At 67.6% G+C, this 24,770-nt stretch carries 23 protein-coding genes; 11 read left to right on the top strand and 12 right to left on the bottom strand.

Translation table 11 applies throughout. The annotated features are described in order from the left end of the window. Positions 1–76: 76 nt before the first annotated feature. On the bottom strand, positions 77–844 hold the full coding sequence (gene fabI / locus KUV62_RS13770; protein WP_222604280.1) for an enoyl-ACP reductase FabI: 768 nt from the start codon (positions 842–844) through the stop codon (positions 77–79). Positions 845–1,113: 269 nt separating this feature from the next. Between fabI and KUV62_RS13765 the strand changes: the two genes are divergently transcribed. Beyond that, positions 1,114–1,977, top strand: a complete 864-nt coding sequence (locus KUV62_RS13765) for a GH25 family lysozyme (protein WP_222604279.1) — start codon at positions 1,114–1,116, stop codon at positions 1,975–1,977. 101 nt (positions 1,978–2,078) lie between these two features. After that, positions 2,079–3,317 carry an aminopeptidase gene (locus KUV62_RS13760; RefSeq protein ID WP_222604278.1) on the top strand — a complete coding sequence of 413 codons (1,239 nt, stop codon included), beginning with the start codon at positions 2,079–2,081 and terminating at the stop codon, positions 3,315–3,317. Between the two features lie 87 nt (positions 3,318–3,404). Here the strand turns inward: KUV62_RS13760 and KUV62_RS13755 are convergent, their stop codons facing one another. The 3 genes from KUV62_RS13755 to KUV62_RS13745 form a co-directional block, all read right to left on the bottom strand. Next, on the bottom strand, positions 3,405–4,184 hold the full coding sequence (locus KUV62_RS13755; RefSeq protein ID WP_222604277.1) for an ATP-binding cassette domain-containing protein: 780 nt from the start codon (positions 4,182–4,184) through the stop codon (positions 3,405–3,407). Continuing rightward, the gene (locus tag KUV62_RS13750) at positions 4,181–5,251 is read right to left on the bottom strand and encodes an ABC transporter permease (protein ID WP_222604276.1); all 1,071 of its coding nucleotides are present in this window, start codon (positions 5,249–5,251) and stop codon (positions 4,181–4,183) included. The genes KUV62_RS13755 and KUV62_RS13750 overlap by 4 nt, the downstream gene beginning before the upstream one ends. Positions 5,252–5,356: 105 nt before the next feature. Next, complete coding sequence (locus tag KUV62_RS13745; protein ID WP_222604275.1) at positions 5,357–6,379, bottom strand: sugar ABC transporter substrate-binding protein; 1,023 nt, start codon at positions 6,377–6,379, stop codon at positions 5,357–5,359. Between the two features lie 174 nt (positions 6,380–6,553). Here KUV62_RS13745 and KUV62_RS13740 point away from each other — a divergent pair, with 174 nt between their 5' ends. Continuing rightward, positions 6,554–7,723, top strand: coding sequence for an ROK family transcriptional regulator (locus KUV62_RS13740; RefSeq protein WP_222604274.1), 1,170 nt, complete (start codon positions 6,554–6,556; stop codon positions 7,721–7,723). Between the two features lie 88 nt (positions 7,724–7,811). Here the strand turns inward: KUV62_RS13740 and KUV62_RS13735 are convergent, their stop codons facing one another. Both KUV62_RS13735 and KUV62_RS13730 read right to left on the bottom strand, forming a co-directional pair. Continuing rightward, positions 7,812–8,723 (bottom strand): AEC family transporter, encoded by a 912-nt coding sequence (locus tag KUV62_RS13735; protein ID WP_222604273.1) that lies wholly within the window; start codon positions 8,721–8,723, stop codon positions 7,812–7,814. Positions 8,724–8,802: 79 nt separating this feature from the next. Continuing rightward, a complete protein-coding gene (locus KUV62_RS13730; RefSeq protein ID WP_261395640.1) occupies positions 8,803–9,654 on the bottom strand; it encodes a MurR/RpiR family transcriptional regulator in 852 nt (283 codons plus the stop codon). Positions 9,655–9,802: 148 nt separating this feature from the next. Between KUV62_RS13730 and KUV62_RS13725 the strand changes: the two genes are divergently transcribed. The 7 genes from KUV62_RS13725 (at position 9,803) to KUV62_RS13695 (ending at position 16,957) form a co-directional block, all read left to right on the top strand. After that, positions 9,803–10,297, top strand: a complete 495-nt coding sequence (locus KUV62_RS13725; RefSeq protein WP_222604271.1) for a TRAP transporter small permease — start codon at positions 9,803–9,805, stop codon at positions 10,295–10,297. 1 nt (position 10,298) lies between these two features. Further along, positions 10,299–11,582, top strand: a complete 1,284-nt coding sequence (locus KUV62_RS13720) for a TRAP transporter large permease (protein ID WP_261395638.1) — start codon at positions 10,299–10,301, stop codon at positions 11,580–11,582. Between the two features lie 33 nt (positions 11,583–11,615). After that, a complete protein-coding gene (locus KUV62_RS13715; RefSeq protein WP_222604270.1) occupies positions 11,616–12,644 on the top strand; it encodes a DctP family TRAP transporter solute-binding subunit in 1,029 nt (342 codons plus the stop codon). Positions 12,645–12,734: 90 nt separating this feature from the next. After that, positions 12,735–13,976 (top strand): diaminopropionate ammonia-lyase, encoded by a 1,242-nt coding sequence (locus tag KUV62_RS13710; RefSeq protein WP_222604269.1) that lies wholly within the window; start codon positions 12,735–12,737, stop codon positions 13,974–13,976. Continuing rightward, entirely contained in the window at positions 13,973–15,202 is a 1,230-nt protein-coding gene (locus KUV62_RS13705) for a Zn-dependent hydrolase (protein WP_222604268.1), read from the top strand. Before KUV62_RS13710 ends, KUV62_RS13705 begins: the two co-directional genes overlap by 4 nt. After that, positions 15,199–16,107, top strand: coding sequence for an N-carbamoyl-D-amino-acid hydrolase (locus tag KUV62_RS13700; protein ID WP_222604267.1), 909 nt, complete (start codon positions 15,199–15,201; stop codon positions 16,105–16,107). Before KUV62_RS13705 ends, KUV62_RS13700 begins: the two co-directional genes overlap by 4 nt. 547 nt (positions 16,108–16,654) lie before the next feature. After that, positions 16,655–16,957 carry an SH3 domain-containing protein gene (locus KUV62_RS13695; protein ID WP_222604266.1) on the top strand — a complete coding sequence of 101 codons (303 nt, stop codon included), beginning with the start codon at positions 16,655–16,657 and terminating at the stop codon, positions 16,955–16,957. An 87-nt stretch (positions 16,958–17,044) separates the two neighbouring features. Here the strand turns inward: KUV62_RS13695 and KUV62_RS13690 are convergent, their stop codons facing one another. From KUV62_RS13690 to KUV62_RS13680, 3 genes are all read right to left on the bottom strand, one after another. After that, on the bottom strand, positions 17,045–18,436 hold the full coding sequence (locus tag KUV62_RS13690; RefSeq protein ID WP_222604265.1) for a TRAP transporter large permease: 1,392 nt from the start codon (positions 18,434–18,436) through the stop codon (positions 17,045–17,047). Continuing rightward, positions 18,429–18,926: a TRAP transporter small permease gene (locus tag KUV62_RS13685; RefSeq protein ID WP_222604264.1), complete on the bottom strand. Its 498-nt coding sequence runs from the start codon at positions 18,924–18,926 to the stop codon at positions 18,429–18,431. Before KUV62_RS13685 ends, KUV62_RS13690 begins: the two co-directional genes overlap by 8 nt. 75 nt (positions 18,927–19,001) lie before the next feature. Further along, complete coding sequence (locus KUV62_RS13680) at positions 19,002–20,036, bottom strand: TRAP transporter substrate-binding protein (protein WP_261395637.1); 1,035 nt, start codon at positions 20,034–20,036, stop codon at positions 19,002–19,004. A 338-nt stretch (positions 20,037–20,374) separates the two neighbouring features. Here KUV62_RS13680 and KUV62_RS13675 point away from each other — a divergent pair, with 338 nt between their 5' ends. Then, the gene (locus KUV62_RS13675; protein ID WP_222604262.1) at positions 20,375–21,832 is read left to right on the top strand and encodes a DUF2252 domain-containing protein; all 1,458 of its coding nucleotides are present in this window, start codon (positions 20,375–20,377) and stop codon (positions 21,830–21,832) included. Positions 21,833–21,876: 44 nt separating this feature from the next. Here KUV62_RS13675 and KUV62_RS13670 read toward each other — a convergent pair whose 3' ends face one another. Genes KUV62_RS13670 through ugpE form a run of 3 tightly spaced genes read right to left on the bottom strand, consistent with a single transcriptional unit; the run spans position 21,877 to position 24,769 of the window. After that, positions 21,877–22,857: an endonuclease gene (locus tag KUV62_RS13670; RefSeq protein ID WP_222604261.1), complete on the bottom strand. Its 981-nt coding sequence runs from the start codon at positions 22,855–22,857 to the stop codon at positions 21,877–21,879. Further along, positions 22,854–23,927 carry a sn-glycerol-3-phosphate ABC transporter ATP-binding protein UgpC gene (gene ugpC / locus KUV62_RS13665; protein WP_222604260.1) on the bottom strand — a complete coding sequence of 358 codons (1,074 nt, stop codon included), beginning with the start codon at positions 23,925–23,927 and terminating at the stop codon, positions 22,854–22,856. The genes KUV62_RS13670 and ugpC overlap by 4 nt, the downstream gene beginning before the upstream one ends. Further along, positions 23,927–24,769 carry a sn-glycerol-3-phosphate ABC transporter permease UgpE gene (gene ugpE, locus KUV62_RS13660; RefSeq protein ID WP_222604259.1) on the bottom strand — a complete coding sequence of 281 codons (843 nt, stop codon included), beginning with the start codon at positions 24,767–24,769 and terminating at the stop codon, positions 23,927–23,929. Before ugpE ends, ugpC begins: the two co-directional genes overlap by 1 nt. Between the last annotated feature and the right edge of the window lies 1 nt (position 24,770).

Raw genomic sequence — 24,770 nt, 5'->3', positions numbered from 1 at the left:
TGTGAGGACCACCCCGTTTTGTGAGACGCTGCCATGCCTTGCACGCCGTTGCTCAAGGGGAGAGGGTGGTGTCAGGTCAGGCGATGATCGAGTAGCCGCCATCGATTTCGTGCACGCCGCCGGTGAGGTTGCGGGCCTGCGGCGAGGCGAGGAAGGCGGCCATGGCGCCCACGTCCTCGATGCTCGCCAGAACGTGCATGGGCGCGCGCGCGGCGGCAGCGTTGAGCATCTCGTCGAAATGGCTGATGCCGCTGGCGGCCCGGGTCTTGAGCGGCCCCGGCGACAGCGCGTGCACCGAGATGCCCTTCTCGCCGAGCTCGGCCGCCGAGTAGCGCACGGCGCTTTCCAGCGCCGCCTTCACCGGCCCCATCATGTTGTAATCCTTCACCACCCGCACCGAGCCGAAGAACGACACGGTGAGGCAGGTGCCGCCCTCGTGCATCAAGGGCTCGGCCAGCCGGATCATGCGCAGGAAGGAATGGACCGAGATGTCCATCGCCATGGTGAAGCCCTCCGCCGAACAATCGACGACCCGGCCGTGCAGATCGTCGCGCGGGGCGAAGGCGATGGAGTGCAGCAACGTGTCGAGCCGGCCCCAGCGGGCGGTGATCTCGTCAAACACCGCCTCGAGCTGGCCCGGCTGGCTGACATCGAGCGGCAGGATGATCTCGGCGCCGAGCTCTTCGGCGAGCGGGCGCACATGGGGCTCGGCCTTGGCGTTGAGATAGGTGATCGCCAGATCGGCGCCCTGGTCTCGCAGCGCCTTGGCGCAGCCCCAGGCGATGGAATGCTCGTTGGCGATGCCGACGATGAGCGCCTTCTGACCTTGCAGGGAAAATAACATCTTACGCCTCCATCTTCATTTGCCACTCTGCCGCAAGCCGTGCCCCGTGTCGGTATCAAAGCGATGACAGGGCGGCGGATTCCGCTGCGCTGCGGCAAATCGCGGCGCGGCGGCGACAATTTCAGCGCGGCGTGAAGCGGGGCGCGCGCCCGAAGCGCTTCGGGTGAAATCGTGATCGGCAGGGGGCGTGGTAACTGATGCGTGAAAGCCGGTTCCGCGCTATGATTCCCGCATAACGAGCAGGACAGTGCAGGCAGGATACAGGCATCATGAAAGACAAACCCTTCGCGGGTCGCGTCACCGCCGCGGCCCTCTTCCTCGCAGCAGCAGGGGCTCTGGCCGCCTGCGGCAGCGCCCCCCCGAAATCGCAGGTGCGAACGCAGGATTTCGCCACCTCCGGCGTCAGCCAGCTGTCGATCCGGGCAAACCGGGCCGAGGGCATCCCGGTGCGCTTTGGCGATACCAAGCCGCACGCCTGGGGCGCGCGCAGCCCGGCGAGCTACCCGGTCCACGGGCTCGACGCGGCGCGCTACCAGGGGTTGATCGACTGGCGCGAGGCGCGCAAGTCCGGTATCAGCTTCGCCTGGCTCAAGGCCACCGAGGGCGGCGACATGATCGACCCGGCCTTCGCCGACAACGCCACCGGCGCGCGCCGGGCGGGCGTCCCGGTCGGGGCCTATCATTTCTACTATTTCTGCCGTCCCGCGCATGAGCAGGCGGCGTGGTTCATCGAGAACGTGCCGAAGGTGCGGGGCGATCTGCCGCCGATCCTCGACATGGAGTGGAACCACCTTTCGCCGACCTGCAAGCTGCGCCCGCCACCGGCGGAGGTGCGGGCCTCGATCCGCACCTTCTCGCGCATCGTCGAGCGCCATTACGGCACCGCGCCGCTGATCTACACCACGCCGGATTTCTACGAGCGAAACGAGCTCGGATCGCTCAGCGGGGTGGAGTTCTGGCTGCGCTCGGTGAAGGCGCATCCCAACGAGCGCTACCCCGACGAGCGCTGGAGCTTCTGGCAGTATTCCGGCACCGGGCTGGTGCCCGGGGTGAGCGGCCCGGTCGATCTCAACGCCTTCGGCGGCAGCCGTCAGGCCTGGCAGGTGTGGCTGTCGCAGCGCAGCCAGGGCTGACGGGGTGTAGGGCGCGGCGCCACGTCAGGCGCTTCCCGCTTGCCCGCGGTGATGCAGGTGTTACCTCTGTCGGCAATCCACTGACAGAGCGAGGACGCCTCATGACCGACAGCCCCATCGACCCGACCCTAGTGCAGCGTCTTGCGGATGTGGCGGTGCGCACCGGCCTCAACCTGCAGCCGGGCCAAGAGCTCGTCCTGACCGCGCCGATCGAGGCGGCGCCGCTCGTGCGCGCCGTGGCCGCCGCGGCCTACGAGGCCGGCGCCAGCCTTGTGACGCCGATCTTCGCCGATCCCGGCGTCGCGCTGGCGCGCTATGGCAAGGCCGCTGACGAGAGCTTCGACACCGCCGCCGGCTGGCTCTATTCCGGCATGGCCGAGGCCTTCGCGGGCGGCGCCGCGCGCATGGCCATCGTCGGCGAAGACCCGATGCTGCTGGCCGAGCAGGACGCCGCCAAGGTCTCGCGCGCGGGCAAGGCCATTTCCGCCGCCTACAAGCCGGCGCTCGAGAAGATCGCCAATTTCGAGATCAACTGGTCGATCTGCGCCTGGCCGGGGCAGGCCTGGGCGCAGCGCATGTTCCCCGATCTCGCGCCTTCGGAGGCGCAGGCCAAGCTGGCCGAGGCGATCTTCGCCGCCTCGCGCGTCGACCGCGACGATCCGGTGGCCGCCTGGGCCGAGCACAATGCCACGCTGCGCACCCGCACCGAATGGCTCAACGCGCAGCGCTTCTCGGCGCTGCATTTCAAGAGCCCGGGCACCGACCTGACGGTGGGCCTTGCGGATGATCACGAGTGGCATGGCGGCGCTTCGGAGGCGCAGAACGGCGTGGTCTGCAACCCCAACATCCCGACTGAAGAGGTGTTCACCACGCCGCATTCCCACCGTGTCGACGGCACCGTGCGCTCGACCAAGCCGCTGTCGCACCAGGGCAGCCTGATCGACGGCATCGAGGTGACCTTCAAGGACGGCCGCATCACCGAGGCCAAGGCCGAGAAGGGCGGCGACATCCTGCGCGAGCTCATCGCCACCGACGAGGGCGCGGCGCGGCTGGGCGAGGTGGCGCTGGTGCCGCACAGCTCGCCGATCTCGCAATCGGGGCTGCTGTTCTACAATACGCTCTTCGACGAGAACGCCGCCTGCCACATCGCGCTGGGGCAGTGCTACTCCAAGTGCTTCCTCGACGGCGCCAGCCTGTCGGCGGAAGAGGTGGCCGAAAAGGGCGGCAATGCCAGCCTGATCCATGTCGACTGGATGATCGGCGGCGCCGACACCGATATCGACGGCATCAAGCCCGACGGCACCCGCGTGCCGGTGTTCCGCGGCGGCGAGTGGGCCTGAGCCACATTCTCTGAGGAAAAGCAAAACGGCCCCGGTGCTGGGAAGCACCGGGGCCGCCCCGTGCCGGAGCCGACATCCGGGGAGGCCTCAGGCCGGCTCCAGCGCGTCTTCGGGCACGGCAGCGCCCGTCATGTAGGCCACCGCGTCGGACATGGTGTGGTTCTTCGGGTCGATGACGCAGAGCCGCTTGCCGAGCCGGTGGATGTGGACCCGGTCGGCGACCTCGAAGACATGCGGCATGTTGTGCGAGATCAGGATGATCGGGATCCCGCGCGAGCGCACCTCCTGGATCAGGTCGAGCACCCGGCGGCTCTCCTTCACGCCGAGCGCCGCGGTTGGCTCGTCGAGGATCACAACCTTGGAGCCGAAGGCGGCGGCGCGGGCCACGGCGACGCCCTGACGCTGACCGCCCGAGAGCGTCTCGACCGGCTGGTGGATGTTCTGGATCGTCATCAGGCCCAGCTCGGCCAGCTTCTGGCGCGAGAAGTCTTCCATCGCCTTCTTGTCGAGCTTGCGGAAGAGCTTGCCCATGATCCCCTCCATGCGGATCTCGCGACCCATGAACATGTTGTCGGCGATCGACAGGGCGGGCGACATGGCGAGCGTCTGATAGACCGTCTCGATGCCGTAGCCGCGGGCGTCGTTGGGGCTCTGGAACTGGACCGGCTTGCCGTCGAGCTCGATCTCGCCGGCGTCGGGGGTGATGGCCCCCGACAGCGCCTTGATCAGGGTCGACTTGCCGGCGCCGTTGTCGCCGATCACGGCGAGGATCTCTCCCGGCATCAGGTCGAAGTCGCAGTGGTCGAGGGCGGTCACGCGGCCATAGCGCTTCACGAGTCCGCGGGCTTGGAGAACAGGCTGGGTCATGCGGTCACCTTTCTGATCCACTGGTCGACGGTCACGGCGGCGATGATCAGCACACCGATGAGAAGGTAGGTCCATTGCGGGTCGGCCCCGGCCATGCGCAGGCCCAGCTCGAACACGCCGACGATCAGCGCGCCGAAGAAGGCACCGAGGATCGAGCCGCGCCCGCCGAAGAGCGAGATGCCCCCGATCACCACGGCGGTGATCGCCTGGATGTTGCCGATGACGCCGGTGGTGGCGGAGGGCGAGACCGAGCCGAAGCGTCCGATCATCACCCAGCCGGCGAGGCCGCAGATGAAGCCCACCAGCATATAGACCGACATCAGCGTCTTGTGGCGGTCGACGCCGGCGAGCTGCGCCGCCTCGGGGTCGTCGCCCACCGCATAGACGTGGCGGCCCCAGGCGGTGGAGCGCAGCGCATAGGCGAGGATCAGCACGGTGCCGAGCATCACCACGACGCCCAGCGTGATCACCGCGCCGCCGATGGTGAACTTGTTGCCTAGGAATTGCAGGGCAGGGGCGAGCTCTTCGATCTCCTGCGAGCGCAGCGTCTCGTTGCGGGAATAGAGGTAGTTCACCGCCAGCACGATCTGCCACATGCCGAGGGTCACGATGAAGGGTGGCAGCTTGACCTTGCTCACCAGCCAGCCGTTCATCGCGCCGATGGCGGTGCCGCAGGCGAGGCCGATGGGGATGGCGAGCGGCGCGGGGACGCCGTAGCGGAAGGTCACCTGGCCCATGATCACCGAGCACAGCACCGCCACCGCGCCGACCGAGAGATCGATGCCGGCGGTCAGGATGATCAGCGCCTGCGCCGCAGCCAGCACGCCGACGATCTGCACCTGTTGCAGGATCAGCGTTAGCGCGAAGGGCGAAAAGAATTTCGAGCCCAGCACGATGCCGAAGACCACCAGCGCCGAGAGCAGCACGATCAGCGGTACCAGCGCCGGCGTGCTGTGCAGGGCGTCGTGGAAGCGGCCCATGAGACCTTTGTGGCTGGGCTCGAACTCGGCGAACTTCTCTTCGCCTCTGGTCTTCACCACGTCTTCGTAACTGTCGGTGTTCGCCATCGTGCCATCCTCCGGTGGCGGGCACATGTCGCGCCCGCGTTTGGCAAGTGAAGGGGAAGGGGGCCGGCCCTCAGTCGGGGGAGAGGGCCGGCCGTTCGGTGCGGGTCAGCCCCAGCAGAGCTTGAGGCCCTCTTCGACCGAGATCGACTCGACGCCCTCGACGGGCTGGTCGGTCACCAGCGCCACGCCGGTGTCGAAGAAGTCCTTGCCCTCGGTGGCTTCGGGCTTGGTGCCGTCCTTGGCATAGGCGGCGATCGCCTCGATGCCCTTGGAGGCCATCAGCAGCGGGTATTGCTGCGAGGTCGCGCCGATCACGCCGTCGGCGATGTTCTGCACGCCGGGGCAGCCGCCATCGACCGAGACGATGAGCACGTCATTCTCGCGCCCGATGGCCTTGAGCGCCTCGTAGGCACCGGCGGCGGCGGGCTCGTTGATGGTGTAGACCACGTTGATCATCGGATCCGAGGCGAGCAGGTTCTCCATCGCCTTGCGGCCGCCTTCCTCGTTGCCCTGGGTCACGTCATGACCCGCGATGCGCGGATCGTCCTCGTCGCCCCACTGGTTGGGATCCTTGATGTCGATGCCGAAGCCTTCCATGAAGCCCTGGTCGCGCAGCACGCCCACGGTGGGCTGCGACACGTCGAGATCGAGGAAGCCGACGCGTGCATCCGCCGCCCCGTCGCCGAGCTTGGCCGCGGCCCACTGGCCGATCATCACGCCGGCCTTGTAGTTGTCGGTGGCAAAGGTCATGTCGGCCGCCTCGATCGGATCGAGGGGGGTGTCGAGCGCGATCACCAGGATGCCGGCGTCACGGGCCTGCTCGATCACCGGCACGATGGCCGAGGTGCTCGAGGGCGTGATCAGGATGCCGCTGGCGCCATTGGCGATGCAGGTCTCGACCGCAGCGACCTGGGTCTCGTTGTCGCCATCGACCTTGCCGGCATAGCTGTTGAGCGAGATGCCGAGCTCGGCCGCCTTGGCCTCGGCGCCTTCGCGCATCTTCACGAAGAACGGGTTGGTGTCGGTCTTGGTGATCAGGCAGGCGCCAACGTCCTGCGCCGCGGCGCCAAAGGTGGATGCAGCAAGCGCAATCGCGCTGATCGACAGAAGTTTCATGGTGGTTTTCATCTAGGTGGGTCCTCCTCCCGTGGCGGCCCGGTCTCCCGGTCTGCCGCCGAACTCTCCGTCCTCCAACGGATTGGCGTTAGGGATAACAGCGATTCCGGGAGTTGGTCAATAAATAATTCTAATTGATTTATTAACCTGCCGGGCCTAGATTTCGGCATGGCTGGAGGACCGGAGATGGACGGAAGCGAGATCCGCAAGCTGAGCGCTGGCGCCAACCTGTCCGGCGTGCGCGCGCATAACGAGAGGCTCATCCTGTCGATGATCCAGCGCAACGGCGCGCTGCCCGGCAGCGACCTCGCAAAGCATACCGGCCTCTCGGCGCAGACCGTCTCCAACATTCTGCGCAAGCTCGAATCCGACGGCTTCCTGCTGCGCGGCGAGCCGCAGCGGGGCAGGGTGGGCAAGCCCTCGGTGCCGATGGCGCTCGATCCCGACGCGGCGCTGAGCTTCGGGCTGAAGATCGGGCGGCGCTCGGCGGATCTGGTGGTGATGAACATCATGGGCGAGGTGCTCGACGCCTCGCAGATCACCTATCGCTACCCGATGCCCGACCTGATCTTCGGCTATCTCGACCGCGAGATGCAGCGCCTTGGCGCTGGGCTCACGCCCTACCAGCGCGAGCGGCTCTGCGGCATCGGCATCGCCGCGCCCTCCGAGATCTGGAGCTGGACCGAGGTGCTCGGTGCACCGCAGGATTTCACCGTCTGGCGCGACATCGATTTCGTTGAGGAAGTGGCGCGGATCAGCCCGTTGCCGCTCTTCGTCGAGAATGACGGCACCGCCGCCTGCCGGGCAGAGCATATTTTCGGGCGCGGGCGCGAGTTCACCGACTACGCCCATGTATTCATCGGCTCCTTCATCGGCGGCGGGGTGGTGCTGAACTCCGGCGTGGCGGTGGGCGCGCATCACAATGCCGGTGCCTTCGGTTCGCTGCGGGTGCCGGGGGCGGGCGGCGAGGTGCAGCTGATCGACGCGGCCTCGCTCTACCTGCTCGAGGCGGCCATCGTGGAGGCGGGCGGAGATGCGGCGGCGATGTGGGTGATGCCGCAGGACTGGCGCGATTACGAGCCGATGCTGGGCGCGTGGATCGACGCCACCGGCGCGGCGCTGGCCCATGCCACGCGCTCGATCGGCTCGGTGATGGATTTCGAGGCCATCCTGATCGACGGCGCCTTCCCGGCGGAGGTGCGTCACCGGCTGGTGGAGCGCACCCGCGAGGAGCTCGAACGGCTCGACACGCGGGGCATGGTGCCGCCGCGGCCCGAGGCGGCGCTGGTCGGCGCCAACGCGAGAGCGCTGGGCGCCGGATGCGCGCCGATCTACGCGCAGTATTTCTTCCAGTAGCGGCGCAGAGCCTCACCCGCACCCGCACCCGCACCCGAACCCAGCGCCAGCCCCGCACCCAGCGTAGGAGCGCGGACGGGGCACAGACTCAGGCGATCCCGAGCAGCCAGAGCATCAAGGGGATGGTGAGCACCGCCGCCAGCGTCTGCAGCGTCACGAGCCCCGCCATCAGCGTGCCGTCACCGCCAAGTTGCCGGGTCAGCACATAGGCCGTCGGCGCGGTGGGGATCGCCATGAACACCACAAGCACCAGCGCCTCGATCCCGTCGAGGCCAAACGCAAACGCAATCGCCGCGCCGAGCGCTGGCATCGCCAGCAGCCGCAGCGCCGAGGTGCCGGCGAGCGCCGTCACGTCGCGCCGGATCGCGCCCGGCTGCAGCGCCGCGCCGACGCAAAGCAGGCCCAGCGGCAGGCTGGCCTGCGCGAGAAACTCCAGCACCCGCTTCGACCCGAAAGGCAGGCCGGTGCCCGCCAGCGCCAGCGCGATGCCGATGATGCAGCCGAGGATCAGCGGGTTGCGCGCCATCGTCTTGAGAAGCGGCAGCGGGTGGCGCAGCACGCTCGCCTCCGACAGCGCGATGATCGACAGCACGTTGACCAGCGGCACCCCCACGGCGAGCAGAACCGCCGCGCGCTCGAGCCCCTCGCTGCCCGCAAGGCTCGCGGTGATGGCGAGGCCGAGATAGGTGTTGAAGCGCACCACGCCCTGCAGCGCCGGGCCGAAGCGCGCGGCGGGTGCTTTCATAACTGTGCTGCGCAGGAGGGTCATCCCCAGCGCGGCGATGCAGGTCGTGGCCACCATCGCGCCGCCAAGGCGCAGGATCGCCGGGTCGCGCACCGGGGCATCGACGAGATTTGCCACCAGCAGCGCCGGAAACAGGACGAAATAGTTCATCCGCTCCGCGGCCGGCCAGAACGCCCTATCGGGAAAGCCCGCCCGCGCCAGCAGGAAGCCGAGGCAGATCAGCGCGAAGAGCGGCCAGATGGTGAGGAGGAGCACGGCAGAGATCCCGTCGCGGTTGAGGCGTGTCGCCTTTCGCCTCTACAGGAGCCGCCGACGCGAGGCCAGTGGGCGCGCGCTACTCCAGTTCCTGCAGCCGTTCGCGCAGCGCCTCGACCTCCTCGAGATAGGCCTGACCGGCCTCGCCGAGGGTGCGCCGGGTTTCGACCGCCAGCAGCCGCAGCACCGCCAGCGCGCCGGAATAGGCATCGGAGTATTGCGCTGTCTCGACCCGGCAATCGATAGTCCAGGTGGCGTAGGCCGGGGCCTCTCGAATGGTCTTGTCGGTGATCAGCAGGATGCGGGCGCCGCGCCGGGCGATCTCTTCGACCACCGAGGTAAAGCCCGCGGGCCTGCGGCGCAGGCCGATGACCACCGCCAGGTCTCCCCTGTCGAGAAGCGCGATGCCCTCGGCCTGGGTCTGTCCCGGCAGCATCAGCGGTGAGACCGCGCGGCGGATCTGGCCGAGCTGCGCGGTGACGTATTCGGCGAGGAAGTGGCTGTTGCGATAGCCCAGCGTGCGGATGCGCGGCGCGGTCGCCATCGCCTCGACGATCTCGCGCAGGGTCACCGGGTTGAGCCGGGTGAGGGTGCTCTCCAGCACCGCCACCTCGCTCTGGAGCAGGTCCGAGATGCGCTTGCTCGCCGGCGTCACGCTGCCGGTATAGAGCGGCGAGCCGGTCTCGCGCAGGCGCCGGGCCTGGCGTTTGGCCTGCTCGAAGCTCTCGTAGCCCAGCCGCCGGAAGAACCGGCTTACGGTGGCGTTCGAGACGCCCGCCGCCGCCGCCAGCTCGGTCGCCGTCAGCACCGCCAGGTCGCCGGGATTGCCGAGCAGGGAATCGGCGATGCGCCGTTCGCCCTCGGGCAGGCTGCCATAGGCCTCGTGTATGCGCCGGGAGATCGGGATCGAGGGGGCGTCTGCTGTCTTCATGGGCATCTCATGCGGTCAAATAGTGAAAATAGTTTTTCACTATTGCCAGATGAGTGAAAGATGTTTTTCGATAAAGAGGTCGCAACGCAAACGAGTCGGGGGCAGCGTGTCGCAAATTTCAGCCAGGGCGAAGGATCTGAGCCTGCGGGTGAACTGGCTCGTGGAACGCGTCTGCGTGGCGCTGCTGGTGCTGCTGGTGCTCGATGTCTGGCTCGGCGTGCTGGTGCGCTACGTGATTCCGTTGCCGCTGACCTTCACCGAGGAGTTGGCGCGCTACCTGATGATCTGGATGGCGCTGCTTGCGGTATCGTCGGGCATTGCCCACCGCGAGCATATCGGCGTCGAGTTCATCTTCTCGCGCCTGCCGGGGCCGGTGCGGCGCTGGCTCGCCATCGCCTTCGACCTGATCGCCTTCGCCTTCTTCGCGGCGCTGTTCTTCTACGGCATCGGCTTCGCGGTGAAGGGCTTCTCGCGGCTCACGATGATTTACCAGATCCCCAAGGGCTGGCCCTTCATGGGAGTGCCGCTGGCGGCCTTCATGGCCTGCCTGCAATTGCTGCTGATCGGCATCCACGATGCCTTCGCCGAGCGCGCGCCGGAGAGCACCGGCGCCAGCCTTCCCCCGATGGACGAGGAGATCTGAGATGGGTGCGCTGATGGTCGCGGTGGCGTTCTTCGGGCTTCTCGCCTTCGGCCTGCCGGTGGGCTTTGCCATCGGCGTCGCCGGGGTGGTGGGCATCATCGACATGGGGCCGCGCTTCATGCAGATGGTGCCGGACCGGATGTTTGCCGGGCTCGACCTGTTTCCCTTCCTCGCCATGCCGTTCTTCATCCTCGCGGGCGAGATCATGAACCGCTCGGGCATCACCATGGGGCTGGTGCGGCTGGCCGATGCGCTGGTCGGCTGGATGCGCGGCGGCATGGCCCATTCCAACATGGTGGCGAGCGTGATGTTCGCGGGCCTGACCGGCTCGGCCACCGCCGACAGCGCCGCCTTCGGCAACACGCTGGTGCCGGCGATGGTCAAGGGTGGCTACTCGCGCCCCTATGCCTGCGCGGTGACCGCCGCCGGCTCGATCATCGGCCCGACCATCCCGCCCTCGACGCTGGCGATCATCTACGGCTCGATCATGGGCGTCTCGATCGCCGGGCTGTTTGCCGCCGGCATCCTGCCGGGGCTGCTGATCTGTGCCATCTGCATGACCGTGATCGCGCTCACCGCCCGTCGCAAGGGCCTGCCGAAAGGCGAGGGCCGCCCGAGCCTGCGGCTCGTGGGCGCGGCGCTCAAAGAGGGCTTCCTCGCGGCGCTGCTGCCGGTCTTCATCCTCGGCGCCATCCTCGGCGGCTTCGCCACCCCGACCGAGGCGGCGGCCATCGCCGTGGCCTACGCGCTGGTGGTCGGCGGGCTGGTCTACCGGGCGCTGAGCTGGCGCGATCTCTACGAGGTCGCGGTGCGCACCACGCGGATCACCGGGGTGATCTTCCTGATCATCGCCTCGGCTTCGATCCTCGGCTGGTGGATGACCTTCAACCGCATCCCGCAGGCCATCGCCGAGGGTATGCTGAGCATCTCCGACAACCCGATGGTGATCATCGGCCTGATCCTGCTGCTGCTGCTGGTCATCGGCCTGGTGATGGACATCAACGCCACGCTGATCATCCTCGCCCCGGTGCTGGCGCCGCTGACCGTCCAGATCGGCATGGAGCCGGTGCACGCGGGCATCATGATCATCCTCGCGCTCAACATCTCGCTGATGACGCCACCTGTGGGTGCCTGTCTCTTCGTGCTGGCCTCGGTCACCGGGGAGAAGGTCGAGGCGATCACCAAGGAGCTCTGGCCCTTCATCCTCGCCGAAGTGACCATCCTGCTGATCGTCGCCTACTGGTCCGACCTCACGCTTTTCATACCAAGACTGCTCGGGCTCTGAACCCGTGCGATTTCCAACCAAGGGAGCCAAGACATGAAATTTCTCGCAACCACCGCCATCGCGGCCCTCATGGCGACCGGCGCCATGGCGCAGGACATCACCATCCGCCTCGCGCACCTGAACCCGGAAGATCCGTTTGCCTCGCATTCCGGCGCCATGGGCGCGGTGTTCAAGAGCCTCGTCGAGTCGAACTCCAACGGCCGCATCGAGGTGCAGCTCTTCCCCAACGGCCAACTCGGCAAGGACAACGAAGTGATCGAGCAGGTGCGCTCGGGACTGGTTGAATCGACAATCTCGTCGTCGGGCGGCATGGCGCAGCATTACCCGCTGGTCGGCGTGTTCGACATTCCCTTCGCCTTCCCGAACATCGGCGTCGCCTCCAAGGTGATCGACACCGACAGCAGCTTCGGCGAGGCCTTCGTCGCCGATCTCGAGGCCAAGACCGGGCTCGAGGTGCTGGGCCTGCTCGACAGTGGCGGCTTCTTCGCCTTCACCGACAGTGTCCGGCCGATCGCCTCGGTCGAGGATATGGACGGGCTCAAGATCCGCACCATGACCCTGCCGACCCACGAGGCGATGATCTCGTCGCTCGGCGGCCAGCCGACCCCGCTGCCCTGGGCCGAGGTCTATACCGCGCTGCAGACCGGCGTCGCCGACGGCCAGATGAACCCGGTGCCGATCATCGCCTTCGCCAAGTTCGACGAGGTGCAGAAATATCTCTCGATCACCAACCACCTGATCACCCCCTACATCTGGACGATGAACGCCGAGTTCCTCGCCTCGTTGTCGGAAGAGGATCAGTACCTGGTGAAATGGGCCGCCGATGTCGCCACCGACGCCGGCCGCGCGATGAGCCGGGTGATCGAGGCCTCCGAGAAGGGCCTGCCGGCGCTGGCCGCCAAGATGGAGGTGAACGTCGTCACCCCCGAGGAGCAGGCCAAGTTCGCCGAGGCGGCCCAGCCCGCCGTGCGCGCGCTGATCGAGGAGAACTACGGCGCCGAGGGCACCGCGATGCTCGAGGCCATGCTGTCGTCGATCGAGGAGGAGAAGACCGACTTCTGATCGACCAACCCTGCCGGGGCGCGCTGTCCCTTTCGCGTCCCGGCAGACCCGTGCATCCTTGGATGCCATACAAGACCTGAAGGACTTCCGATGACCACCGATCTCACGCGCAACGCGGGCACCGACGCGGCTTTCACTTTGTGCCTTAACCCACTCGCGGAGCATGACAAACCCTGGACGGCGGAGCAGGATGCGATCCTCTCCGACGCGGGGCTCGCGCTGGCGCGTGAGACCATATCGGGATGGCCCGGCCACGCCGAGACCCCGCTGCACGCGCTGCCCGCGCTGGCGGCGAAGCTCGGCGTGGCGGAGCTGCGCTACAAGGACGAGGGCTCGCGCTTCGGCCTCGGCAGCTTCAAGGCGCTGGGGGGGGCCTATGCGGTCGCCCGGCTGCTGGCGCGCAAGATCGGCGAGGCGCTCGGGCGCGAGGTCTCGATGGCCGAGGTGACGCGGGTTGCCCATCCGGAAGAGGCCGCGAAGATCACCGTCTGCTGCGCCACCGACGGCAACCATGGCCGCTCGGTCGCGTGGGGGGCGCAGAATTTCGGCTGCAACTGCGTGATCTTCATCCACGCCACCGTCTCCGAAGGCCGCAAGGCCGCCATCGAGGCTTATGGCGCCGAGGTGCGCCGCTGTGCGGGCAATTACGACGACAGCGTGCGCGAGGCGCAGGAGACCGCCACCCGTGAGGGCTGGTTCGTTGTCTCCGACACCTCCTACGAGGGCTACATGGAGATCCCCAAGGACGTCATGCAGGGCTACGAGGTGATGGCCGCCGAGGCCTATGACGCGCTCTCCGAGCCGCCCACCCATGTCTTCCTGCAGACCGGCGTCGGCGGCATGGCGGCGGCGGTCGCGGCGCAGGCGGTGCGGCGCTGGGGCGCGGCGCGGCCCACCATCGTGCTTTGCGATCCCGACCAGTCGGCCTGCTGGCTCGAGACCATGCGCGCGGGCACGCCCACGGCGGTCGAGGGGGATCTCGATACGCTGATGGCGGGGCTTGCCTGCGGCGAGGTCTCGGCGCTGGCCTGGGAGATCCTGCGCGATCACGGCGACGCGGTGATGGCACTGACCGATGCCTCGGCGGTGGCCGAGATGAAGCGGCTGGCCAAGCCCGAGGGCGGTGATCCGGCAATTGTCGCCGGGGAATCCGCCGTCGCGGGCATTGCCGGGCTCGCCGCCGCCATGAGCGACGAGGAGGCGCGCACGGCGCTGGGGCTCGACTGGTCCTCGCGGGTGCTGGTCTTCGGCACCGAGGGCGACACCGACGCGGCGCTCTACGAAGAGCTCGTTGGCATGACAGCAGCCGAGGTCCGTGGGGAGGCCGCATGACACCCGATATCGACGGCGCGCGGCTTCTCAAGAGGCTGACCACGCTCGGACAGATCGGTGCGCTCGAGGGCGGCGGGGTCTGCCGGCTTGCGCTCACCGATGCCGACAAGGGCGGGCGCGATTGGCTGGTGGCAGAGATGGAGCGGCTGGGGATGGCCGTCCGGATCGACGCCATCGGCAATATCTGGGGCATCCGCGCGGGGGAGAGCGCGGGTGCCCCGGTGATGGTCGGCTCGCATATCGACTCGGTCGCCACCGGCGGGCTCTATGACGGCGCGCTCGGCGTGCTGGCCGGGCTCGAGCTGGTCGAGACGCTGAACGATCATGGCATCAAGACCGAGGCGCCGATCGCCGTGGCCGCCTTTACCAACGAGGAGGGCGCGCGTTTCGCCCCCGACATGATGGGTTCCGGCGCCTATTGCGGTGCGCTCGATCTGGACGGGATGCTCGCCGTCACCGCGACCGACGGCGCGGGCGTTGTCAGTGAAGAGCTTGACCGCATCGGCTATCGCGGCAGCGACGCGCCGGTGATCCCGGCGGCCTATCTCGAGCTGCATATCGAGCAGGGGCCGGTGCTCGAGCAGGAGGGGCTGCGCATCGGTGCGGTCACCGGGGTGCAGGGCATCCACTGGACCGAGTTCACCGTCAGCGGCCAGACCAACCACGCCGGCACCACGCCGATGGCGCTGCGCCGCGATGCTGGGCAGGTCGCCATGCGCATCGCGCGCGAGGGCGATGCCATCGCCGCCGAGAACGGGCCGCCGCAGGTGGCCACGGTGGGCGTGTTCGAGCTGTCGCCGGGGCTCGTCAACGTGGTCCCCGAGACCGCGCGGCTGACGGTCGACCTGCGCAACACCGATGGCGATCTGCTCGAGGCTGCCACCGCGCGGCTGACAGGCTTTGCGCAAGAGGCCGCGACCGAGGCAGGCTGCGAGCTGGCGATCCGCGAGATGGCGCGCTTCGCGCCGGTGGTCTTCGACGAGGGGCTCGTCGACAAGGTCGAGGCGGCCGCACAGGCGCGGCAGATGAGCGTGAAACGCATGCCCTCGGGCGCCGGGCACGATGCGCAGATGTTCGCGCCGCTCTGCCCCACGGCGATGATCTTCGTGCCCTCCGAGAACGGGCTGAGCCACAATATCAAGGAACACAGCGATCCCGACGATCTCGCGGCGGGGGCCCAGCTCCTGCTCGATCTCGTTTGCACGCTGGCAGGAGCAAGAGCATGAGCCGGAAATTTGTCGTCGCGGCAGCGCAGATGGGACCGATCGCGAAGGACGAGCCGCGCGCCTCGGCGGTCGCGCGGATGTGCGCGATGATGCGCAGCGCCCACGCGCGCGGGGCCACGCTGGTGGTGTTTCCTGAGCTGGCGCTCACCACCTTCTTCCCGCGATGGTACATGCAGGACTCGGCCGAGATCGACCAGTGGTTCGAGACCGAGATGCCGAGCGGCGAGGTCAAACCGCTCTTCGATCTGGCCCGCGAGCTGGGTATCGGCTTTCACCTCGGCTATGCCGAGCTGACGCCAGAGGGGCGCCATTTCAACACCGCGATCCTCGTCTCGGGGCAGGGCGAGATCGTCGGCAAGTATCGCAAGATCCACCTGCCGGGCCATTTCGAGAACGAGGAGTGGCGGCCGTTCCAGCATCTCGAGAAGCGCTATTTCGAGAAGGGGGACATGGGCTTCCCGGTCTATGAAGCGTTTGACGGCAAGCTCGGCATGTGCATCTGCAACGACCGGCGCTGGCCCGAGACCTGGCGGATGCTGGGCCTTGGCGGGGCGGAGCTGGTGGTGCTGGGCTACAACACGCCGCTGCATTACCCGCCCGCGCCCGAGCACGATCACCTGCAGTATTTCCACAACGAGCTGTCGGTGCAGGCGGGCTGCTACCAGAACGGGCTCTGGGCGGTGGCGGTCGCCAAGGCCGGCATGGAGGAGGGCAGCGAGCTGATCGGCGGCAGCGTCATCGTGGCGCCTACTGGCGAGATCATGGCGCGCTGCGTGACCAGCGGCGACGAGGTCATCACCGCCGAGATCGACCTCGACCGCTGCACCGAGATCCGCGCCAACGTGTTCAACTTCGCCCTCCACCGCGAGCCGCAGGATTACGCGCTGATCACCGCGCCGAAATAGGGCTTCGGGCGGCTGACATCCGGGCGATGCGACCGCCGCGCCGAGGATAGCGCTGGGCCGTGGGCTCAGCGTCGGCCTTGGCCGGGATACAGCAAGGGATCCGGCGCTTGGGTCATCGCCCGGCGGATCGGTCGTGCGCGGCAGCCTCCTGGAGCTGAGTGGGGGCCTAAGGCGATACCACGGCACGACATGTGGATGTGCGCTCTCGCCACGTTCAAATTGAATGGTCGCTCCCGAGCCAGAGAATGCCCGAGCGGTTCCCCGCGCGGAATCAGGGCCGGAGGCCGCCGCGCATCACCGTTCCGCCCGCCAGGCTGGAGATCTGGTGACGCTCGCGCTCAGCTTCGGGGTTCTTCGGATCTCGCGGGGATGAAGCACGGGAGCCGACGCTTAGGTCACTGCCAGCACACCGCCGCTGCGCGGCGGCGTCTTGCGGGGCAAAGCTGCGCTCGTCCGCGCGTGCCATCACATCAATCCGTTCCGTTTCCGCCCCTGACAGGGTAGACTGCGCCAAAAGGCAACAAGAGCAGACAGACAGGAGACAGCCATGCGCGGATCATGGTTCAGGACGCTTGCGGCGGGCGTGACCGCCGCCCTTCTCATCACCCAACCGGCGGGCGCTGGCCTGCGCGACCGGTTCGAGGTCTACGGTGTGCCCGATGGCGACATGCTGAAGATGCGCGGCGGTCCGGGCACCGGCTTCGACGTGATCCTCGGCCTGCCCAACGGCACCGTGGTGCGCGTGTATGAATGCACCCAGACCGGCAGCACGCGCTGGTGCGAGATCTCGCTCGACAAGGCCCGAGGCCTGCGCGGCTTCGCCTCCTGGGCCTACCTGCGCGAACTCTGAGCGCCAGAAGCGGTCAGAGAGAACGGCCACAGCGAACAGCAAAAGGGGCGCCGCCGGGCGCCCCTGTCTCGTTCCGATGCAGGCGCCTCAGCCGCCGAGCAAGCGCGGCACCAGCAGCGTCAGCCCGGGGATCATCAGCAGGATCGCCACCCGGATCACCTCGGCACCGAGGAAGGGCATCACGCCGCGGAACACCGTGGCCATCTTGGTGTTCTGCGCCAGCGAGGCGATGATGAACACGTTGAGCCCCACCGGCGGGGTGATCAGCCCGAGCTCGACCACGATCAGGGCCAATATGCCGAACCAGATCTTCAGGCTGTCATTATCCATGCCGAAGGCGGCGGTGTCGGCGGTGGCGAAATCGCCGCCGTTGAGCGCGATCAGCGTCGGCCAGAAGAACGGCACCACCACGAGGATCATCGCCAGGCTCTCCATGAAGCAGCCGAGGATGACGAAGATGACCAGCATGATCACCAGAACCAGCATCGGGTCGAGCCCGCTGGTGGCTGCCCATTCGCTCAGCGCCTGCGGCAGGCCGGTGCGGGTGAAGAAGCCCTTCAGCACCTCGGCGCCGAACAGGATCAGGTAGATCATGCCGGCGGTGATCGCCGTCGAGCGCACCGCCCGCACCAGCCCCGCGAGGCCGAGCCCCTCGCCGGTGATCCAGCGCAGGATGAGGCCGTAGACGGTTATCGCGAAGACGCCGATCGAGGCGGCGGGGGTGGGGGTGAAGAGGCCGAAGCCGAGGCCGAGGATGATCGAGCCGAATATCGCCAGCACCGGGATCAGCCGGCGCAGCGCGACGCGGCGTTCCTCGCGCTCCATCGGCTTGGGCTCCGGGGCGAGCGACGGGTTCAGCTTCACCGAGACCGCGATTACCAGGATGAAGCCCACGACTGCCAGAAGGCCGGGGATCACCGCCGCCTGGAACATCTTGAGGATCGAGCCCTCGACGATGATGGCGTAAATCACCAGCGCCACCGAGGGCGGGATCAGGATGCCCAGCGTGCCGCCTGCGGCGAGCGCGCCGGAGGCGAGACGGGGATCGTAGCCGAGCTTGCGCAGCTCGGGCAGCGCGACCTTGCCCATCGTCGCCGCGGTGGCCAGCGATGAGCCGCAGACCGCGCCGAAGCCGCCGCAGGCCGCGACCGCGGCCATCGCCACTCCGCCGCGCAGTCGCGACAGGAGCGCCTCGAGCCCCTTGAACAGGTCCGACGAGAGCCGCGCCTCGGCGGCGATGTAGCCCATCAGCACGAAGAGCGGCACCACCGAGAGATCGTAATTCGCGACGTTCTCCCAGAGCAGAGACTTGAACTGCCGGATATAGGGCACGAAGCGCACGAAGGGGACGAAGAGGCTCAGCACCCAGGTGCCGCCGATGCCCACGACAATCATCGCGATGCCCACCGGCATGCGCAGGATCAGCAGGATGAACAGGACGCCGAGGCCGAGGATGCCGATGGTGATGGGATCAAGCATGGCGCACCTCGCCGCGGATCTGGGCCAGCGCGACAAGGGCCCAGAGGACCATCGACGCGATGCCGGGAATGTAGAACGGCCAGACCGGCCAGTTGAGCACCGAGGTCACGGCGCTGTCGTCGCGCGCCTCGAGCAGGCCGAAGACCATCCAGTAGGCGAGAAACAGCGCCATTGCGGCGGTGAGCAGCAGCCAGGCGCGGTCGATGACGCGCTGCACCACCGCCGGCAGCCGCTCCATGAACAGCTCGACGGAGACATGGCCGCGATTGGCCTGGCAGAACGGGAAGAACATCAGCGCCACGCAGCTGATCGAGAGCTGCACGAAATCCTCGTAGCCCGGCAGGCCGGACACGCCCGAGCCCATCAGCCGCGCGATGCGGTCGAGGATGAAGGCGCTGGTGTTGGTGGTGGTCACAAGGACGATGAGCAGGAGGATGACGCCTCCGAGCAGCGCGAAGATATCGGCCGCACGCCAGAGAATGGCATTCATGAGGGCCCCCTCGGTAATCTGTGAGGCGGAAGGGGCATGGCGCCCCTCCCGCGTTGTTTTCAGCCGGTGACCGGCTCAGCGCGAGGCCGCGGCCTCGGCCACGGCGGCGCGGGCACCCTCGACCAGCGCGGCCCCGTCGATGCCCTTCGCGGTCACCTCGTCGACCCATTGCTGCACGACCTGCTCGCTGACCGCGTCGAACCTGGCGCCTTCCTCCTCGGAGAGCACGATGCGTTCGATCCCGGCGGCCTCGAGCGCGGCGATGCCCGGCTCTTCGAAGCCTTCCCAGAGCGCGCCGATCTCGGCGGCGACGTTCATGCCGGAATTGGCGTCGATGATCGCCTGCAGATCCTCGGGCAGATCCTCGTAGATATCCTTGTTCATCGCCAGCATGAACACGGAGGTGCCGAAGCGGTCGCCATCGGGCAGCTCGGTCGTGGACTTGTCGAGCTCCTGCAGGCTCAGCGCCGGCACGATCTCGAACGGGGTCAGAGCGCCGTCGACCACGCCCTTGGCCATCGCTTCGGGCAGGGTCGGGACGGGCATGCCGACGGGCTCGGCGCCGATGCCCGCGATCAGCCAGGCGCCGGTGCGGCTCGGCGTGCGCAGCTTGAGGCCGGCGGCATCGTCGAAGCTGCGCACGGGATCGCCGGCGGAGTGGATCAGGTTGCCGTCATGGCTGTGCATGAACAGGACCTTCACGTCCTCGAAATCCTCGGCCAGCATGTCCATCGAGGCATTGAGCGCGATGGTGGTGTCGATGGCGGAGCCGGCATGGACCAGCGGCAGCTCGAACACCTCGCTGCGCGGGAACACGCCCGGGGTATAGCCGAGCAGGGTCCAGACGATATCGGCGGCGCCGTCGCGGACCTGGCCGTAGAGCTCGTTGGGCTTGCCGCCCATCGCCATCGACGGCGCGATCTCGATGGCGATGCGGCCCTCGCTCGCGGTCTCGATCTTCTCGGCCCAGGGCTCGAGCATGTCCCTGTGGGCGCTCGAGACCGGCGGCAGGAAATGGTGCATGATCAGCGTCACCTCCTGCGCGGTGGCAGCGGTGCCCATGGCGGCCGCAAGTGCGGCGGCACTGATCAGTTTCGAGAATTTGGTCATCCATTCCTCCATCTGGATGGGTGTCGCCCGTTGAAGGCGAATAGTATGTGGGCATATTATAGCCCGGTTCGGTGCGTGGGGGTCAACCGGTATTTTGCCTAGGCCGACGCGGCATCCAAGGCAATGAATGTATTGATTTTCCCTGTCCCCGTCAGAGTGTAGCCACGGATTGTAGACGTGGGAATGACGAAAACGTCAGCACCGGCACAACGCCGCAACGGCCCGGACGGAGCAGGGGAGGGGCCGACGCGCCTCGCTTTGGTGCCGCGCCGGCTCGGCGTTCCGGGAACAACGGGGCGGATTTTGCCGTTGGGCCGCATAGCCAAGGGAGCCCGACCATGAGCAAGACGACGAATGCCGCCAAGCCGAAGCGCACCTCCACATCCGGCAAGGGCCGCGCGGCCTCCGCCAAGCAGCAGGAGGCGATCGCGCCGGTCAGGAACCTCGAAAGCCGGCTCGAACCCTATCGCGAACTCTGCCGGGCCTTCGTCAAGTACCCCTGCGTGATGCGCCCCTCGGCGCTGACCGGCTTCGAGCGCCGCCTGCATGTGCGTGACACCATCGTCGAGGATCACGCGGTGCGCATCGACGAGAAGGCGGAGGGCGCCAGCGACAAGTTCGAGGAGCTGGCGGACTCGCTGTTCTCGTTCTTCCGCGGCACCTCGCTGCTGTTCCACCGCGACATGCTGGGCGAGGACGAGCGCATGCCGACGGTACTGGCGCTCGGCGACGTGCACCCGGAGAATTTCGGCATCATGCCGAATGCCGACAACGTGCCGATCTTCGGCGTCAACGATTTCGACGATGTGCTCTACGCGCCTTTCACCTGGGATCTCAAGCGCGGCGCGACCGGCTTTCTCATCGCCTCCGAGGAGGTTGGCGGCCACAAGAAGAAGCTGCGCAAGAAGATCACCCGCAAGTTCCTCGAGGGCTATCGCGAAGGCATCGGCTTCTATGCCCGCCACGACAAGGAGGCGAGCCAGCAGATGCGCGCCGACAACAGCCCCAAGGTGGTGAAGCGGATGTTCCGCAAGGCCGCCAAGGGCCGCAAGGAGTGGCTTTGGGACCGTTACCTGAACGAGAACGGCCGCGGCTTCCGCGCCAACGAGGAGCTGACCCCGATCTCGACCCGGATCCCGGAATTCCAGGGTTATGTCGACGAGGTCGCCAAGCAGAACGGCATCTCGCCCGATGGCCGCGCCGGGGAGCTCCGGGTCAAGGATGTCTGCATCCGGCACGGGCAGGGCACCGCCTCGCTCGGACTGCCGCGCTATTACTGCCTCATCGAGGGGCCCAGCAAGGATGCCAGCGATGACCTGATCGTCGAGTTCAAGCGGGCACGGCGCTCGGCGCTCGAGGGGCTGGTGCCGGAGAACGATTTCTTCGCCGGGCGCGAGGGCGAGCGCATCGCCCACGGGCAGGCGGTCCACCTCGCCAATGGCGATGTGTTCTACGGCAGCGTCGAGATCGACGGCATGAGCTTCATGTCGCGCGAGCGCGCGCCGTTCCGCGACGACATCGATCTCGATGATCTCTCGGACAAGAGCTGGAAGCACTACGCTCACGCCTGCGGACTGGCGTTGGCGCAGGCCCATGCGCGCTCCGACGATGCCGGCGAGCTCGATTACCGCATCGAGCCGCGCATCCTCGAGGCGATGGAGCCCGACGAGCTGTTCATCGATGATATCCTGTGCTTCGCGCGGGCGGCGGTGAAGCGGCTCAAGAGCGATCACGCCTATTACAAGCGCGACCTCAAGCTCGGCGCCTTCAAGATGTCGCAGAAACGCTACCGCTGAGCCGGTGGCGCCTCGGGGCGGGTGAGCAGCCCGCCCCAACCTGCTCAGGCGCCGATGGACTCGATGCGGGTGACGATGGCGTCGTGATCCGACAGCGGCTTGCCTGTCGCGTCGAGCGAGGAGCGGATCTCGGTCGGGCCGAGCGTCAGGCCCCGGGCGAGGAACCAGTCGAGCTTCATCTGCCGTTCGGGCCAGCGGGTGATCAGGCTGGGCCGGGTCGTGGGCTGGTTCTCGGGTCCGCCATGCACGCTGAAGCCCGCCGCGCGGGCCGCCGCGAAGAGCCCCTCGGTGCGCCAGTCGCCCTCGGCATGGTTGCCGGTGTTGAGATCGCCGCCGATCAGCACCGGCAGACCGGGGAAGACCGCATCCAGCGCCTCGATCAGCCCACGCACCTGCCGCTCGCGATGCGCGGCACCGCAGGCGCTCTCGAGATGTGTGGAGACGGCCACCAGCGGGCCGCCATCGGTCTCGACCGTGGCGCCCACGGCGATGCGCTCGCCGAGGCGGGGCTGCTCGTCATCGGAGAACCATTGCCGCTCGCCCCAGAGCCGCAACGCGAAGGGATCGCGCAGCGCGGTCTGCGCCGCCAGCGCGTTGCCGTGATAGCCGCGCGCGTTGTGATCGTCCTCGCAGAACCCGTGCTCGATGGGCGAGCCGAGCCCCAGCTCGAGGAACTCGACCGCGTAGGCATAGGACATGTCCAGCGCGCCTGCGATGTCGCGCGTGGTGTTGCGCTGGCCGGTGCGGGCCATGCCGTGATCCATCTCCGAAAGCAGCACGAGCTGGCAATCGGCCAGCTTCTGCGCCGAGGCCTCGGGGAAGAGGCAGCGCTCGAGGTTCCACGCGCCCACGGTCAGCGGCAGCGCCAGCGGCGCGGGCGCTGCCGCGCCGCCGGTTTCGATCGCGTTCATGCCGGCGACCATCGCCATATGCGCGTCATGTGCGGCGATGGTCCGGGGCAGGGAGCGCAGCGCCAGATCGGCTTCGGTGGGGACCGGCAGCTCCGCGACAGTCGCGCGGATCATTCTGCCGGCACCGCGACGGGCTGCGCTGCGGCCTCGATACGGCGGCCGCTCTGGGCGTCGAAGAGATGCACGCGCGCAGGCGCGACGCCCAGATGCACGGTCTCGGGCAGGGGGGCTTCGCTGGTGTCGATCATCGCCAGCGCCTGATCGCCGACGTAGCCGTGCACGATACGCTGGGCGCCCAGCTCCTCGATATGATCGACCCGCATCGGCACGCCGCCCGGCGTGATGCGCAGATCCTCTGCGCGCAGGCCCAGCGTTACCGGCCCGGCCGCCTGCGCCACCGGCGCCAGCGCGTGGCCCTCGAGCATGACCGTCCCGTTCTCAACCTGGGCATCGAGCAGGCACATTGCGGGCGCGCCGATGAAGGAGGCCACGAAGGTCGAGGCGGGGGCGCGGTAGACCTCGAGCGGCGCGCCGATCTGCTCGACCCGACCGCCGTTGAGCACCACCAGCCGGTCGGCCAGCGTCATCGCCTCGAGCTGGTCGTGGGTGACGTAGAGCGAGGTGGTGCCGAGCCGCCGCTGCAGCTTGCGGATCTCCATCCGCATCGACACGCGCAGCTTGGCGTCGAGGTTCGACAGCGGTTCGTCGAACAGGAAGGCCGAGGGCTGGCGCACGATGGCGCGGCCCATGGCGACGCGCTGGCGCTGGCCACCCGAGAGCGCGCGCGGCTTGCGATCGAGATAGGGGCGCAGCTCGAGCATGCGCGCGGCCTCGGCGACGCGCTCTTCGATCACCGCCTTGCTCTCGCCGCGGTTCTTCAGCCCGTAGGCCATGTTGTCGCGCACGCTCATGTGGGGGTAGAGCGCGTAGTTCTGGAACACCATGGCGATGTCGCGCTCGGCCGGGTCGAGCTGGTTGACCAGCCGCTCGCCGATGCGGATCTCGCCCTGGGAGATGGTCTCGAGCCCGGCCACCATGCGCAGCAGCGTGGACTTGCCGCAGCCCGAGGGGCCGACCAGCACGATGAACTCGCCGTCCTTGATCTCGATATTGACGTCGGCCACCGCGGCCTGGGCGCTGCCGCCATAGGTCTTGCCGACATTGGTCAGGGAGAGATGTGCCATTACTTGTCGCTTTCCGTCAGGCCCTTGATGAACATGCGCTGGAAGATCACCACCACCGCAACCGGGGGGACCATCGCCAGCACCGCAAGGGCAAAGGCTTCGTTGTAATCGGGGATCTGGCTGCCGACCCAGACCTGCAGGATCGACTTGATGCCGCGCATGAGCGTGAAGAAGCTCTCGTCGGTCGTCATCAGCAGCGGCCAGAGATACTGGTTCCAGCCATAGATGAACATGATGATGAAGATCGCCGCCATCATCGTCTTCGACAGCGGCACCAGCACGTCGATGAAGAACTTCACCGGCCCGGCGCCGTCGATGCGCGCCGCCTCGAGCAACTCGTCGGGCACCGAGCGGAAGAACTGCCGGAAGAAGAAGGTGCCGGTGGCCGAGGCCAGCAGCGGCACGATCAGGCCGGTATAGGTGTTGAGCAGATGCAGCTCCGACATCACCTGGTAGGATGGCATGATGCGGACCTCGAGCGGCAAGAGCAGCGTCGCGAAGATGGCCCAGAAGATCAGCGTGGCGAAGCGGAAGCGGAAATAGACCAGCGCATAGGCCGCCATCATCGAGAGCGCGATCTTCCCGATGGCAAAGCCCAGCCCCATGATCATCGAGTTGGTCAGCATCAACAGCCCGGTCACGTCGCCGGTGAAGCCGCCGCGGCTGGTCAGGACCTTGGTGTAGGTCTCGGCGCCGTGGCTGCCGGGGGTGAGGAAAAGGCCGTTGGAGTGGATGTCGATCGCCGCGTGGGTCGAGGACATCAGCGCCATCACCACCGGCGTGCAGAGAAACAGCGCGCCAAGGATCAGGATCAGGTGGTCGAGGGGTTTGATCTTCTGCATG

The sequence above is a fragment of the Salipiger bermudensis genome (genome assembly GCF_019801965.1).
In the GTDB taxonomy this organism is placed as follows: domain Bacteria; phylum Pseudomonadota; class Alphaproteobacteria; order Rhodobacterales; family Rhodobacteraceae; genus Salipiger; species Salipiger bermudensis_A.
This window is presented reverse-complemented; position numbering and strand designations above follow the sequence as displayed.